The sequence below is a fragment of the Haloechinothrix halophila YIM 93223 genome, assembly GCF_000504245.1.
Taxonomy (GTDB): domain Bacteria; phylum Actinomycetota; class Actinomycetes; order Mycobacteriales; family Pseudonocardiaceae; genus Haloechinothrix_A; species Haloechinothrix_A halophila.
This window is the reverse complement of the sequence record NZ_KI632509.1, coordinates 3,284,026-3,298,393: the sequence shown is the minus strand read 5'-3', so window position 1 is coordinate 3,298,393 and position 14,368 is coordinate 3,284,026. Positions and strand designations below refer to the sequence as shown.

Sequence of the window (14,368 nt, the reverse complement as noted above, 5' to 3'; positions counted from 1 at the left end):
AGCGGATGCGCAGGGCCGGAGGGCTTCACTCGTCCTCCTGGGGCTGGTGCCGCCGGGTGGTCTCCTCGACGAGGTCGAGCACCGGCTCCAGATCGTCGGCTGGCAGGCCCATGGCGAGGTGGGAGACCAGTCCTTCCAGCACCAGCTCGAGGAACGACGTCAAGACGTTGATATCGACGTCCTGCCTGAGCTGGCCGGCTTCGCGGCGGCGCAGCAGCCGGTTCCGGGTCGCGGTGGTGAGCTGCTGCGAGCGCTCGGCCCAGCGCCGCCGGAAGTCCGGGTCGGTGCGCAGCCGCCGGGACACCTCGAGCCGGGTGCCGAGCCAGTCGGCGGGGTGCTCACCGTCACCGGCGAGTAGCTTGCGCATGACCTGCACCAAGCCCTGCTCGGCGACGACATCGGCCATCCGGGCGGCGTCATCCTCGGCGAGGGCGAGGAACAGCGACTCCTTGTCCTTGAAGTGGTGGAAGATCGCACCTCGGGAGAGGCCGATCGTCTCCTCCAGCCGCCGTACGGTCGCGCCCTCGTAGCCATGGCGCGCGAAGCAGACGCGGGCGCCGTCGAGGATCTGCCTGCGGCGGGCGTCGAGATGGTGCTGGCTGACCCTGGGCACCCTGCGATCTTGACACCAGGGTCAGCCTAACGCAATCCGTACGTACGTACTGTGACGTGTGTCGGTCCATCCGTGCATCGCCGCTATGGCACGACCAGCGCCCCGCGGCCGACGGCTTCTTCCGCGAGCCGGTCCGCGCGGTTGCGGTCGGCGATGGCCAGCCCGGTCGTGCGGGGTGGCACCCGGGAGGTGTCCCAGTCGCCGAGGACCAGCGCCACCTTGGACTGCATCTCACTGCGCAGCCGCAGGAACGAGTCGGCGGGCTCCGCGCCGACTTCGCCGAGCAGCAGCCACCACGCCCACGTCGCGGCACCGGCGTTGGCGATGAAGTCCGGGATCACTGGAATGTTCCGCGCGGCCAGCATCGCCTCCGCCCGCGGGGTGGTCGCCGCGTTCGCCGCTTCGACGACGGCGCGGGCCGCGACGTCCATGGCGTTGTCCTCGCGGATCGTGTACGACACCGCGGCGGGCACGAAGATGTCCGCGCTGATGCCCGCGATGGCGTCCCGATCGAGCCGCCACACCCGCTCGGGCACCGCCGTCCGGTCGATCTCGCCGTAGCGGTCCCGCAGCTCGAGCAGCGCGGGGACGTCCAAGCCCTCCGGGTCGTACAGCGTGCCAGCCGCGTCGGCCACCGCGACCACGGTGACCCCCGCCTCGTGCAGGTACCAGGCCGCGCCGCCGCCCATGGTGCCGACGCCCTGGATCGCCACCGTGGTGTCGGCCTCGGCCATGCCCCACGCGTTCGCCACGCCGAGGCATGCCTGCGCGACGCCGTAGCCGCCGATCACGTCACCGAGCAGCAGCCCGCCAGGCACCGGGGTGTTCAGACCGGCGTGCACCCGCTGCAGCGTCAGCTGCGGGTCGGAGGAACGGCTGATCGCCGCGTGGTACGACTGCTGCAGCCCCAACTCGGCGAAGACGTCGTCGATGAAGTGCTGCGGCACGCCGAGGTCCTCGGCGGTGACCCAGTGCCTGTCCAGCCACGGCCGCATGGCCTCGCAGAACCGCAGCAGCACACCGCGGGCCTCCGGGTGCTTCGGGTCGAAGTCGATGCCACCTTTGGCGCCGCCCACTGGCAGGTTGAACGTCGCGGTCTTGGTCGCCATACCCCTGGCGAGGTCCTCCACCTCGGACAACGTGCAACCGGGCCGCATCCGTGTGCCGCCGGTGGCGATGCCGGAGACGAGGCTGTGCACGACTAGGTAGCCGTGCGTGCCGGTCACCGGATCAGTCCAGGTCACCCGGACCGTCGGTTCGGTGACGTTCGCACTCATCATTCCAACCCACCTCCTGGCGTTCGTGTTGTCCGTGTGCCGCGGTTCGTGTTCCCCCTGCCCGTGCGCACAGCAGTGACCGAGCGACGTGGTCGCGCCGCTCTGAGTACTGGTGTGAAGCCGGACTACGGTTTTGTGATCACCGGCGGTACTGCCAGGGTGTGCTCCCCGAGCGCGCCCCGTCTAGTTACGGATCCTGCACAGCCATGTTCAGGGTTCGTACATCATCGACGGCACCACTTTTCCGCAGGTCAGCGGGCTAATGAGCGGGTCGGTCCCGCCGCGTCACCGTGATGGGTGCCGTGGCCGCGCCGCGCCGCGCAATCGAGAAGGCGATCAGTTCTCGTAGGGTTCTCGTATGGAACTGTCGTTGCATCGATTGCGGATGCTTCGGGAGCTGCACCGCAAGGGTACGGTTACCGCCGCGGCGGCAGCGCTGCACTACACCGCGTCCGCTGTGTCGCAGCAACTCGCGCAGCTGGAACGCGACGTCGGCGCCCGGCTGTTCGAGCGGGTGGGACGGCGGGTCCAGCTGACCGAGTTCGGCATGCTGCTCGCCGCGCACGCCGAGGAGATCCTCGATGCCGTCGAGCGCGCCTCGCTCGCGCTTGAGGAGGCGCAGGAGACCTCGACCGTCACGCTCAGAGCGGGGGTGTTCGCGACTGTCGCGGCGGGCCTGCTGCCGCAAGCGCTGCGCACGATCAGCAGCAGACACGCGGGCATCCATATCAAGACCAAGCAGCTGCCGCCGGAGTCGTGCGCGAAGGCCGTCGCCAACGGCGATCTGGATCTCGCGTTCGTCCTCGACTACCCGGACGCGCCGATGCCGATGGAAGCCGGGTTGCTCGGCTCGCAGATCGCCGTCGAGCGGCTGCACGTCGCCGCGGCGGCCGGCACGCTGGGGGACGGACCGATCGCGCTGTCCGATCTCGCCGAGCATCCGTGGATCCTGTGCAGCCCGAAAAGCCACTACGGCACCGCCGTCCGGGCAGCCTGTCTGCGCGCGGGATTCAAGCTCGAGATCACCCATGAGGTCGAAGAACAGTCGACGGCGATGTCGATGGTGGCCGCCGGTCTCGGCATCACGCTGGTATCGGACCTCGCGCTCACCCTCGCCCCGCCCGGCATGGACGCGCTCGCCCTCACCACCCCGCTGACCAGGAGCATGTCGATCGTCTACCGCAGCACGGCGCTGCGCCGTCCCGCGCTGAACCTGGTGATCGACGTCGTGCGCTCGACGGCCGCGGAGATGGGACTCTCGGCAGCGGGGCGGTGACGTCGTCCGCCCGGTCTATGGCTTGTGGCATCCCAGTCACCGAACTGGCGTGTGCGGCACGCGCCGTCGTCGGGCTACTGTTCACAGCATGACAGCGACCATCGAAGTCCATCTCACGACGGACTACCTGAGCGAGAGCTTGCGCCGCGACGTCAAGGAAGGGTTGACGTCGACGCCGAAGTCGTTACCACCCAAGTGGTTCTACGACGCCGACGGCAGCGTGCTGTTCGAGCGGATCACGGCGCTGCCGGAGTACTACCCGTTCCGGGCGGAACGGGAGATCCTCGCCGACCGGGCGGCCGAGATCGCCGCGACCACGCGGGCGCGGACACTGATCGAGCTGGGTTCGGGTTCGTCGGAGAAGACTCGGCTGCTGCTGGATGCGCTGCGCGAGGCGGGCACGCTGCACGACATGGTGCCGCTCGACGTCTCCGAGACCGCGCTTCGCGAAGCGGCCGACACGATCGCGGCCGACTATCCAGGTTTGCGGGTACACGGCGTCGTCGCCGACTTCACCGCGCATATGGATCGCATCGAGGGCGACGAACCACGATTGGTGGCGTTTCTCGGCAGCACGATCGGCAACCTGCTGCCGGACGAGCGGGCGCGGTTCTTGTCCGAGGTGCGTGACGTGCTGGATCCGGGGGAGTGGCTGCTGCTTGGCGCGGACCTCGTCAAGTCGCCCGAGGTGTTACTGCGCGCCTATGACGACGCGCAGGGCGTGACGGCGGAGTTCAACCGGAACGTGCTGCGGGTGCTGAACCGGGAGCTGGGTGCGGACTTCGTGGTGTCGGCATTCGACCACGTCGCGGTGTGGGACCCGGAGCGCGAGTGGATCGAGATGCGGCTGCGCGCGCGGGAGGACATGGCGGTGACGGTGCCCGAACTCGGTCTCGACGTACGGTTCGCCGAGGGCGAGGAGATGCGCACCGAGATCTCGACGAAGTTCCGTCCCGAGGTGATCGAGGGGGAGCTGGTGAAGGCTGGGTTCGAGCAGGCATCCCGCTGGACGGACGCCGAGGGACGGTTCAGTCTGGTGCTCGCCCGCGCGGTGTAGGTGGACGTCGGGCGGCTGTCTGTGGCGGCATCCTGCCGCCGTCGTCCGCAGTCGTCCGGCATTGTCCGGCTCGGTCTCGTGCGGACGTCGACTGTCCACAGTGGAAGCTATAGGCATCGTGGTCGTTATGGCGACCACAACGCCTCAAGATCATCTGAATCGGCCGGTCGTGTGGTCCGATTTAGACTGATATGTCCACACTCGCCGCGCGGCATGCACCCGCACGGGCACCGAAGCCCCCCAAACATAGGCGAAGGCCCGCCTCCCGAGGACATCCTCGCGAGGCGGGCCTTCGCGCTGAAAGCCAGTCTGGCTGAGATCAGCCGGTCACCGGCAGGCCCGTGGTGATCGGGGCCGGCTTCGTCGCGCCGGGGCCACCGTCGTCGGCGCCACCGTCAGCACCGCCATCAGCGCCGCCGTCAGCACCGCCATCGTCGGCACCGCCATCAGCGCCACCGTCGGCACCGCCGTCGTCAGCACCGCCGTCGTCGACGCCACCGTCGTCGGCGCCACCGTCAGGCGCGCAGGTCGCCGAGCTCACGATGACCTCCTGGGTGCCATCGACGAGGTCAACGACGACACCGTCGACCGTGAACGAGCCGTCGTCGTTCTGGGTCTGGCGGTTCAGCGTGATCTTCGCGATGTCAACCAGCTGCTCGGGGATGACCTCGGTGTTCGGCTCCGGCTGGATCCGCTCGTCGAAGTCCTGGCCGGGGATCTGAAGGCCGACGAGCGTCGTCTGGCCGCTGTTGCCCTCGCAGGACACCTCGATCAGCTGGGCGTTGAGCTGACCGCCGCCGACGCTGGCTTCCGCGACCCTTGCGGAGGCCGTGCTGCCGTCGGCGTTCGTGCCGAGGACGCGCGCGGTCAGGAGCTCGTTGTCCGGAATCTTGACCAGCTCGTCGGACTCCGCCGTCGTGCCGTCGGACGACACCGCGTGCTGTGGCTCGATGTCGATGAGGCCGTTGGCGTCGACGGAGTAGGCCGACGACTCACCGGTCGCGGCCGAACCGGTCGTGGCGCCAATGACAAGCGCCGTCACAGCGGTAGCGGCACCGATGGCCGCTGCTGCCGCTCCTGCGGTAGATCTGCGCATTGATTGAACTCCTTATCAGTGCTGATCCACGAGGACGAGCGTCCCCAGTGGTACCTCGGTGAGGCGATTGAGCGCGTCCTTGGGAACCTGGATGCAGCCGTGGCTGGACCTGGTCCCGAAGACGTCTGAGGTCGGCCAGGTGTGGATGGCGACCGTTCCCGGTCCCCCGCCGAAGGTGTCCAGCGTTTCGCTGTGCGAACCAAGCGGGAGGATGACCGGGGAGAAATCTTGGTTGGGGTCGACGAACGAACCGAGCAGGAACGTCCGTCCAGTCGGGGTCGGGGTGTCCTCCTTGCCGATGCCGATCGGCCAGGAGCCGAGCTGCTCCCCGTCCTTGCGCAGCTCGATCGTGCGAGAGCCCAGGTGCACCCGGATCAGGTACGGCGTGGTGTCGCGGACGACGGCGTCATCGCTGACCCATCCGGTCGCTCCGTTGGGCTTGGACGGCAGCAGCACCTGCGACCAGCCATCTTGCGTGTCGATGACCGGCAGCCAAGTGTCACCGAGCTGCTTCGGGCCGATCTTGGCGAACGCGGTGCCATCTGGCGCATCGTAGATCTTGGTCATCTGCTGCGGGTGCACCACGGTGCCGTCGGTGGTTTCCTGCGGAGCGCTGTCGCGGGGAGCGTCGTCGAGCTTCGTGTGCGTTGTGGACTCGGTGAGCGCCGCGAGGTCGACCTCGCCAGCGGTCTCGGCCGCCTGCGGAGCCGCCTGCGGGTCGCCAGAGGTGCCTCCGCTGAACCACATGACGCCGCCGAGCACGAGCGCCACCACGAGAACTCCCGCACCAGCGGAGATGAGAATGAATTTCCAGCTGCGCCCCGAGGTGTTATTCGCCGCGGGTGCGCTCGCGCCATTGCTGGACTCGAACTCGTCGTTGGTCAAATTGCTGAAACCCTTTGTCTGCGTGGCTCCGGTGGGGATCGGTGCCAAGTGGTCGGGACATTAAAACGATGTTGGATGGGAGCACAGTACACGCCCGCTGAACGCACCAAATCAGGGGGTCCAATGGGCGTGTCGCTGGGTATTTGGTAGGTCCAACGGACTACTTGGCGTACGCCGTCCGTGCACAGCAGGGCCGCGAAACCATACTATCGAGTGACAAATTGTTGGCGAGGTTAACGGTTGTTGTGTGAAACGTAAACATCGTCAACCCGCTAACGCAGAGTAAATACGCTACGGGTGTTTATCCGGACAGCAGAAAGGTGCCTCCACCATGAGATGGAAGCACCTTTCTGTTCGGATAGTCGTCGGCCGGATCAGCCCGTCACAGGGAGTCCCGTCGTGACAGGAGTGGGCGGCGGCGCGGTCGGCTTCTCCGGCTCGTCAGGCTCGATGAATCCGCACGTGGCCGAACCCAGCGTGATCACCTCGGTTCCGTCACCGAGGTCGATCTCCAGCCCGACGACGGTGAACGAGCCGTCGTCGTGGGTGGTCTGCTTGTTGGCGGTGATCGTGACCAGGGGATTGTCCGGCAGGATCGGCGTCTCTTCCTCCAACGGTGGAATCTCCACCTGCTGGCCAAGCAGGGCGACGTTCGCGATCTGGACGGACCCGCTGGTCGCGTCACAGGCGACCTCCACCAGTTCGATGGTGACCAGCGCTGGCATCTCCGTTGCGGTGATGCTGTCACATAGCCGCTGTGGGTCGAGCTGATCGCCAATCCCGCCGCCGAGCAGGTCGTCGATCGCCTCGTTCACGTCTTTGGCGGGGTTCTCCGCGGTACACGCCGGTTCCAGTCCAGACGTGAGCTGCTGCAGCGGCTCGTTCAGTGCGGACAGCTGCTCGGGCAGTTCGGCGCCGGGCACGAGGCCGAGGTTGAGCAGCTGGGCCGACGCGCTCTGCTCATCGGCGACGACCTTGGCCACTTCCAGCGACACCAGCGGGTTCTCGGGCAGCGTAAACGCCGAGTTCTCTTGCCTGCTGCCGTCGGTGGACTCGACAAACGGCGTCGGCTCGATCGGCACGGGGCCTTCCGCCGCGATGCCGTAGGCCGAGGACGGGACGGTCTCGGCGTAGCCAGCCGTGGTTCCGATGACAAGGGCGGCGATAGCCGTGACCGCACCCAGCGCGGTGGCTCCGGCGCCCGCCAGCGCACGAGGTCTCATAGGGTTGCCCTTCTTGGGTTACTGCTGATCCACCAGGACGAGCGTCCCGAGCGGAACTTGGGTGAGTTGGTTGAGCGCCTCCTGCGGAACCCGGATGCAGCCGTTGCTGCTCGCGGTCCCGAGGACATCGGTGGTTGGCCAGGTATGGATCGCCACCGTTCCTGGGCCCCCGCCGAAGCTGTCGAGCGTGTCGCTGTGGGAGCCGAGCGGAAGGATTATGGGTGAGTACGTTTGATCGGGATCAACGATAGACCCGAGCACGAAGGTACGGCCGGTTGGTGTCGGCGTGTCGGGTTCACCGATCCCAATCGTCCAGCTGTTCATCTCGCGTCCCTCGAAGAACAGCTCCAGTCGCATCGAGGACAGATGTACGCGGATGAGGTACGGGGTGAACGTGCGCTTCAGGTGCGCGCTGCGCAGCCAGCCGGTCGAGCCGTTGGGTTTGGACGGCAGCAGCACCCTGGTCCACTGTTCCCGCTGGTCGATGACGGGCAGCCACGTCTCGCCGATCTGATTCGGGCCAACCTTGCCGAACGCGCGCCCGCCAGGTGCGTCGCGCAGGGCGATGACCTTCGTGGGTCGCACGATCCAGCCCTCGGTCGCCTGCTGGGGGTTCGGGTCGGCAGGGGCCTGGTCCAGCCTGGTGTGCGTTGTTGACTCGACCAGCGAGCTGAGCTTGGCAGGCTTGGTGCTTGCGGCAGGCTTACCGGTGACCGGATCAGCTCCCGCCGACACGATCAGGACGGCGACCAGCCCAAGGGCGACAAGCAGCACGCCGGTCAGCACGTAGGCGAGTCTCGTCGACGCACTGTCCCCCCGTGGCGTGCGCGGGACGTCCTGGCTTGTCACAAAAGTGGGCTTTCCTCGTCAGGGCAGCGGTCATAGCGACTAGACCGTCGTTGTCTGGTATATCCATCGCGACGTGCGAAACGTTACAGCGCAACTGTGGTACTGGCCACTCACTCCAGCGTGTGATGAGGGCTGGTGCCTGGGGCGTGGTACGCCCGCGCGCCACGCCCCGGCGGTGTGCGGCACGGCGTGCGCGAGTGAATTCGCAGGTCAACGGCGTGACGTCCGGATGCACGGCGCGGCAAGGGGAAATGGTCACAGCGCGGTGTCGGAGTGACAACGAAATCGCGAGGAATGAAGCCACGAGTGTCCACGCGAATTCGGCAGCGATTTCACTCGATGGTGCGATGAGGTGTCACGGCGATGCGTGGCGCGGCGCTACCCGAGCAGGGCGCGGCCGACCAGGGCGAACGCACTGCTGACCGCGACGACCAGCACGGCGGGCCGCATCCAGCGGCCGTCGATGAACCGCCGCAACGGCGTGGACAGCCAGAACCCGCCGAACAGGAACGGCAGCAGCAGCGCGGCGTGCAGCACCGGTTCGCCGTGCACCTGACCGGAAAGCGCGAGCCCGCCGACCGAGATGAGGCTGCCGACCGCGAAGTACACCGCGAGCGTCGCACGGATGGTCGGGCCGGTGGCGTGCTGGTAGAGCAGGGCGATCGGGGGACCGCCGATGGCGGCCGCGGTACCGAAGGTGCCGCTGGCGACCCCTGCGACCAGGAGCGAGCGCGGTGTCGGGGTGGGTCGCCACGTCAGCAGGGACAGCCCGACGCAGATCAACACCGAGAGCGCGACGGCCACCGCGAACGGGCTAGGCGGCAGCAGCGCGACGACGGCGACGCCGATGGCGATACCGGGAAGACGTCCGGCTATAGCCCAGCCGACGCCATGCCAGTCGGCGTGCCCGCGTTCGCGCGTGGCGGCGAGCAGGGCGTGCACCGACGCGATGAGCAGCAGCGGCACCGGCACCAGGCTCGGGTCAAGGAGCGTCAGCATGGGAGCGACGACGAGGTTCATGCCGTAGCCGACGACGCCCTGCACGAGCGCGCCGAGCAACAGCACCAGTCCCGCGATCACAAGCGTCGTGGTCACCGAGCGACCCCGCCGGGCGGCTGGGTCGCGCACTGCCCCGCGCACGCGGAAGCGGGCCGCACCAGCAGCTGCCGGTGGGCCCGCTTCGCGTCCGCTATATGTCGCGGAACCGTCACGCGCGGAGCATGTTCCGCAGGACGTACTGCAGGATGCCGCCGTTACGGTAGTAGTCCGCCTCGCCAGGAGTGTCGATGCGGACCACCGCGTCGAACTCCACCGTGCCGCCGTCCTGCTTGGTGGCGGTGACCTTGACCGTGCGGGGCGTCTCACCCTCATTGAGCTTGGTGATGCCCGCGATGTCGAACGTCTCCGTGCCGTCGAGGCCAAGCGAGTCGGCCGACTCGCCGGCGGGGAACTGCAGCGGGATGACGCCCATGCCGATCAGGTTCGACCGGTGGATGCGCTCGAAGGACTCGGTGATCACCGCGCGGACGCCGAGCAGCGACGTGCCCTTGGCGGCCCAGTCACGCGAGGACCCGGAGCCGTACTCCTTGCCACCGAGCACCACCAGCGGCGTGCCCTGGGCGGCGTAGTTCTGCGCGGCGTCGTAGATGAACGTCTGCGGTGCGCCCTCCTGGGTGAAGTCGCGGGTGTAGCCACCCTGCACGCCACCCTCCGGGTCGACGAGCAGGTTGCGCAGCCGGATGTTGGCGAAGGTGCCCCTGATCATCACCTCGTGGTTACCGCGCCGCGAGCCGTAGGAGTTGAAGTCCTTGCGCTCGATGCCGTTGGCCTGCAGGTACTGACCGGCGGGGGAGTCGGCCTTGATCGCACCGGCGGGCGAGATGTGATCGGTGGTGACCGAGTCGCCCAGCTTGGCGAGCACCCGCGCGCCGGTGATGTCGGTGACGGGCTCCGGCTCCATGCCCATCCCGTCGAAGTACGGGGGCTTGCGCACGTAGGTGGAGTTCGGGTCCCACTCGAACGTGGTGCCGGTCGGGGTGGGCAGCGACTTCCAGCGCTCGCCGCCGTCGAAGACGTCGGCGTAGTCCTTCGTGAACATCTCCTTGGTGATCGACGAGTCGATGGTCTGCTGGATCTCGGCAGGGGTCGGCCAGATGTCGGCAAGGTAGACGTCGTTGCCCTCGGAATCGGTGCCGAGCGGCTGGTTCTCGAAGTCGAAGTCCATCGTTCCGGCCAGCGCGTAGGCGACGACCAGCGGTGGCGACGCGAGGTAGTTCATCTTCACGTCGGGGTTGATCCGGCCCTCGAAGTTCCGGTTACCGGACAGCACCGAGACCACGGTGAGGTCGTTCTCCTGCACCGCGCCCGAGATCTCGTCGGAGAGCGGACCGGAGTTACCGATGCAGGTGGTGCAGCCGTAGCCGACCAGGTGAAAGCCCAGCTTCTCCAGGTACGGCCAGAGACCGGCCTTCTCGTAGTAGTCGGTGACGACCTGCGAGCCGGGCGCCATGGACGTCTTGACCCACGGCTTCGACGTCAGGCCCTTGTCGACGGCATTGCGGGCCAGCAGCGCCGCGCCCAGCATCACCGACGGGTTGGAGGTGTTGGTGCAGGAGGTGATCGAGGCGATCACCACGGCGCCGTGGTCCAGCTCGAACTCACCCCGGTCGGAGGTGCTGACCGTGACCGGCTTGGACAGCCTGCCTGCCGCACCGTTCGCAGCGGAGGCCACCGGTGCGCCGTTGTCGTTAGCGGTGGACAGCGCGGGGGCGTCACTCGCGGGGAACGACTCCTCGTCCGCCTCGTCCATGCTGGTGTGCGGCGTCTCCTGGCCGTCGGTGACGTAGTCGCGCAGCGCGGTGCGGAAAGCGTTCTTCGACGCCGTCAGCTCGATGCGGTCCTGCGGGCGCTTCGGGCCGGCGATCGACGGCACCACGGTGGACAGGTCCAGCTCGATGTACTCGGAGTACTCCGGCTCACGGCTGGGGTCGTGCCAGAGGCCCTGCTCCTTGGCGTACGCCTCGACCAGTTCGACCTGCTCGGCGGGACGGCCGGTCAGCGTGAGGTAGCGGATGGTCTCCTCGTCGATCGGGAAGATCGCCGCAGTGGAGCCGAACTCCGGGCTCATGTTGCCGATGGTGGCGCGGTTGGCCAGCGGAACCTGGCCGACGCTCTCGCCGTAGAACTCGACGAACTTGCCGACGACACCGTGCTCGCGCAGCATCTCGGTGATCGTGAGAACGACGTCAGTCGCGGTCACGCCGGGCGGGATCTCACCGGAGAGCTTGAAGCCGACCACGCGCGGGATCAGCATCGAGACCGGCTGGCCGAGCATGGCGGCCTCCGCCTCGATGCCGCCGACGCCCCAGCCGAGCACGCCGAGGCCGTTGACCATGGTGGTGTGCGAGTCGGTGCCGACGCAGGAGTCCGGGTAGGCCTGGCCGTTGCGGGCCATCACGGTGCGCGCCAGGTGCTCGATGTTGACCTGGTGCACGATGCCGGTGCCGGGCGGGACCACCTTGAACTCGTTGAACGCGCCCTGGCCCCAGCGCAGGAACTGGTACCGCTCGCGGTTGCGCTCGTACTCGATCTCGACGTTGCGCTCGAAGGCGTCGGCGCGGCCGAAGACGTCGATGATCACCGAGTGGTCGATGACCATCTCGGCGGGTGCGAGCGGGTTGACCTTGTCCGGGTCGCCGCCGAGCGAGGCGACGGCCTCGCGCATGGTGGCCAGGTCGACGACGCAGGGCACGCCGGTGAAGTCCTGCATGATCACGCGGGCGGGGGTGAACTGGATCTCGGTCGACGGGTCGGCCTTGGGGTCCCATTCGCCGAGCGCGTTGATGTGGTCGGCGGTGATGTTGGCGCCGTCCTCGGTGCGCAGCAGGCATTCGAGCAAGATCTTCAGGCTGTACGGCAGCCGCTGCGAGCCCTTGACCTTGTCGAGACGGAAGATCTCATAGGAGTTGTCGCCCACGGCGAGGGTGTCGCGGGCGCCGAAGGTGTCCTTACTTGCCGGTGCTGTCACGTCTGTCTCCATCGAGCTCGGCGGTGTCCAGTTCTCAGGTGGGGCGACCCTCGCTCGTGCGGCTGGGCGGCCCTCACGGGTGCGGTGGAAGCCAGTGTCGGGTTCGTAGCTGTGAGTCTCGCCTACCGGCGAGACGTCGGCGAACGCGGGAGCCGCGTACCGTGATCACCCGCACTAAACAGTACGCCTGTCCGGTTTAGGTTTCAAGGTGGGGTGCGCGGGGTGTGAGGTGAACGACGCCATCGCCGCGGTGGACGCGGTGGCTGACCTTGTCACCGCGCCTGACGCAGTGACAGCGTCCTCGGTCTCACCCGCGCGGGTCAGTCCTGCCCTCGCTCGACTGGGTGAATCTTGATCTTCATTGCGATGGGTCGTCGCGCGCCGTGTGCGCGTTGACGCCCGTCTGGCCCAACCACTCCGCCGGGAGAGATGTCGTGAGCGTGCGACGGGGACTTTCCGCAGGTCCACGGTCATATCGCACGGGTAGCTGCGAGGTGCGTCGTCGTCCGTCAGACGTGTCATGCGGCTGTGACAGATGTGGCTCGTGAGATGTTCTCAAACCAGAGAGACGAGTGGTGAGCATGCGCCGCATGTGACACTGTTTGCCTGCTGAAGTGACAAGTCCGGTGCAGTGCACGCGTGCTGCCAAGCGAGAAGTGAGTGCGCGCGGGTCGTCGGACCGGGAGGTGGAGCGTCGTGTCAGCGCAGCAGTGGGGACAACGGGCACAACACAGCCAGCGCGGCAAGGGGGGATTCGCCGCGGCGGCCGGATGGGTCGCCGCGGTCGCCGCCGGCCTCGCGTTCGTGCTGGGAGCGTCGCCCGCGGTCGCCGTCCCGCCGCCACCCCCGAACCCGAGTGACTCCGAGCTGGAAGAGAGCAAGGAGAGCGCGCGCGAGCGCGCCAACCAGGTTGGCAAGCTCACCAGCCAGCTCGCCGAGGCGGAAAGCAAGCTCACCAGCCTTGAGAACGAGGTCGCGCGCAAGCTCGAGCTGGCCAACAAGGCGCGGGTCGATGCTGACGAGGCCGCCGACGCCGCCGCACAGGCTCGGCGCGACGCCAAGCGGGCGCGCGAGTCCGCCACTACGGCGGGGCGGGCGGTCGACGCCGCCCGCGAGGAGACAGACGAGTTCGTCGCGGGCAGTTACCAGCAGGGCAGCAAGATGGGATCGCTGTCCGCGTACGTCACCTCGAAGAGTCCCGAGGAAGTGCTGCTGCGCGCTCAGCTGATCGAAGCGGTCAGCGATAAGCAGCTCGACGCCCTCGACGAACTGAGCACCGCTCGCGTCGCCAAGTCCAACGCCGATGCCGCCGCGCGTAAGGCGGTCGAGGTCGCCGAGGAGAAGAAGCGCGAGGCCGAGCAGGCCAAACGGGCGGCGCGCGAGGCGTACCAGGCCGCAACGGATGCCCGTGCCAGCCAGGAGGCCCGCGCCGAGGAACTCGCCGAGGACCGCGACTCGGTACAGCGACAGCTCTATCAGGCGCAACGCCAGGTCAAGGGCCTCGAGAACCAGCGCGAGCGCTACCAGGACTGGCTCGAGGCCAAGCGGGAAGAGGAAGCTCAGCAAGCCGCCGCTGCCGCGGCGCAGAGCGGTGGCTCGCCGGCGCCCGAGGCCTCCGCGCCGGCGTCACCGTCGGTCGAGACGGTGATCTCCCGCGCGATGTCGCAGCTCGGCGTGCCCTACGCCTGGGGCGGTGGCAACACCCAGGGCCCGACCTACGGCATCCGCGACTACGGCGTCGCGGACAGCTACGGCGACTACAACAAGATCGGCTTCGACTGCTCGGGGCTGATGATCTACGCCTTCGCTGGCGTGACGACGCTGCCGCACTACAGCGGCTACCAATACGACTCGGGGCGTAAGGTGCCGCTGTCGCAGATGCGGCGCGGCGACATGCTGTTCTGGGGCACCGCCGGTATTCACCACGTCGCGCTGTACCTCGGCAACGGGATGATGATCGAGGCGCCGCAGTCCGGGATGCACGTGCGGGTCACCCCGGTGCGCTACGGCGACATCCTCCCGTACGCGGTACGCATGATCGGCTGAGCCTCGGGGACACGAGCGG

Annotated in this window: 11 protein-coding genes; 3 read left to right on the top strand and 8 right to left on the bottom strand. The window is 67.9% G+C overall.

Translation table 11 applies throughout. The annotated features are described in order from the left end of the window. Positions 1 to 25: 25 nt before the first annotated feature. Both AMYHA_RS15115 and AMYHA_RS15110 read right to left on the bottom strand, forming a co-directional pair. The gene (locus tag AMYHA_RS15115) at positions 26 to 613 is read right to left on the bottom strand and encodes a TetR/AcrR family transcriptional regulator (RefSeq protein WP_034271915.1); all 588 of its coding nucleotides are present in this window, start codon (positions 611 to 613) and stop codon (positions 26 to 28) included. A gap of 83 nt (positions 614 to 696) precedes the next feature. Next, positions 697 to 1,890 (bottom strand): Glu/Leu/Phe/Val dehydrogenase dimerization domain-containing protein, encoded by a 1,194-nt coding sequence (locus AMYHA_RS15110; protein ID WP_157362542.1) that lies wholly within the window; start codon positions 1,888 to 1,890, stop codon positions 697 to 699. Positions 1,891 to 2,248: 358 nt separating this feature from the next. On the opposite strand from AMYHA_RS15110, the gene AMYHA_RS15105 reads away from it, so the two are divergent. Beyond that, positions 2,249 to 3,166, top strand: coding sequence for a LysR family transcriptional regulator (locus tag AMYHA_RS15105; protein WP_034271911.1), 918 nt, complete (start codon positions 2,249 to 2,251; stop codon positions 3,164 to 3,166). An 88-nt stretch (positions 3,167 to 3,254) separates the two neighbouring features. Further along, positions 3,255 to 4,223, top strand: a complete 969-nt coding sequence (gene egtD / locus AMYHA_RS15100) for an L-histidine N(alpha)-methyltransferase (RefSeq protein ID WP_034271909.1) — start codon at positions 3,255 to 3,257, stop codon at positions 4,221 to 4,223. Positions 4,224 to 4,542: 319 nt separating this feature from the next. Here egtD and AMYHA_RS27070 read toward each other — a convergent pair whose 3' ends face one another. The 6 genes from AMYHA_RS27070 to acnA all read right to left on the bottom strand — a co-directional run bounded on the left by AMYHA_RS27070 (position 4,543) and on the right by acnA (position 12,315). Further along, positions 4,543 to 5,319 (bottom strand): choice-of-anchor P family protein, encoded by a 777-nt coding sequence (locus AMYHA_RS27070; RefSeq protein WP_157362130.1) that lies wholly within the window; start codon positions 5,317 to 5,319, stop codon positions 4,543 to 4,545. A gap of 15 nt (positions 5,320 to 5,334) precedes the next feature. After that, complete coding sequence (locus tag AMYHA_RS15085; protein WP_231104763.1) at positions 5,335 to 6,204, bottom strand: L,D-transpeptidase family protein; 870 nt, start codon at positions 6,202 to 6,204, stop codon at positions 5,335 to 5,337. Positions 6,205 to 6,578: 374 nt separating this feature from the next. Then, entirely contained in the window at positions 6,579 to 7,427 is an 849-nt protein-coding gene (locus tag AMYHA_RS25865) for a hypothetical protein (RefSeq protein ID WP_051399953.1), read from the bottom strand. Positions 7,428 to 7,445: 18 nt separating this feature from the next. Next, on the bottom strand, positions 7,446 to 8,276 hold the full coding sequence (locus AMYHA_RS15075; protein WP_196776902.1) for a L,D-transpeptidase: 831 nt from the start codon (positions 8,274 to 8,276) through the stop codon (positions 7,446 to 7,448). Between the two features lie 378 nt (positions 8,277 to 8,654). Then, positions 8,655 to 9,371 (bottom strand): sulfite exporter TauE/SafE family protein, encoded by a 717-nt coding sequence (locus AMYHA_RS15070; protein ID WP_034271907.1) that lies wholly within the window; start codon positions 9,369 to 9,371, stop codon positions 8,655 to 8,657. 112 nt (positions 9,372 to 9,483) lie between these two features. Beyond that, complete coding sequence (gene acnA / locus AMYHA_RS15065; RefSeq protein WP_196776901.1) at positions 9,484 to 12,315, bottom strand: aconitate hydratase AcnA; 2,832 nt, start codon at positions 12,313 to 12,315, stop codon at positions 9,484 to 9,486. A 684-nt stretch (positions 12,316 to 12,999) separates the two neighbouring features. On the opposite strand from acnA, the gene AMYHA_RS15060 reads away from it, so the two are divergent. Then, positions 13,000 to 14,349: an NlpC/P60 family protein gene (locus AMYHA_RS15060; RefSeq protein WP_051399951.1), complete on the top strand. Its 1,350-nt coding sequence runs from the start codon at positions 13,000 to 13,002 to the stop codon at positions 14,347 to 14,349. Positions 14,350 to 14,368: the final 19 nt, after the last annotated feature.

Bases quoted from the DNA above. Each gene is read 5' to 3' on its own strand.
- AMYHA_RS25865 (WP_051399953.1), bottom strand. From the start codon at position 7,427: ATGAGACCTCGTGCGCTGGCGGGCGCCGGAGCCACCGCGCTGGGTGCG.
- AMYHA_RS15110 (WP_157362542.1), bottom strand. From the start codon at position 1,890: ATGAGTGCGAACGTCACCGAACCGACGGTCCGGGTGACCTGGACTGAT.
- egtD (WP_034271909.1), top strand. From the start codon at position 3,255: ATGACAGCGACCATCGAAGTCCATCTCACGACGGACTACCTGAGCGAG.
- AMYHA_RS15105 (WP_034271911.1), top strand. From the start codon at position 2,249: ATGGAACTGTCGTTGCATCGATTGCGGATGCTTCGGGAGCTGCACCGC.
- AMYHA_RS27070 (WP_157362130.1), bottom strand. From the start codon at position 5,319: ATGCGCAGATCTACCGCAGGAGCGGCAGCAGCGGCCATCGGTGCCGCT.
- acnA (WP_196776901.1), bottom strand. From the start codon at position 12,315: ATGGAGACAGACGTGACAGCACCGGCAAGTAAGGACACCTTCGGCGCC.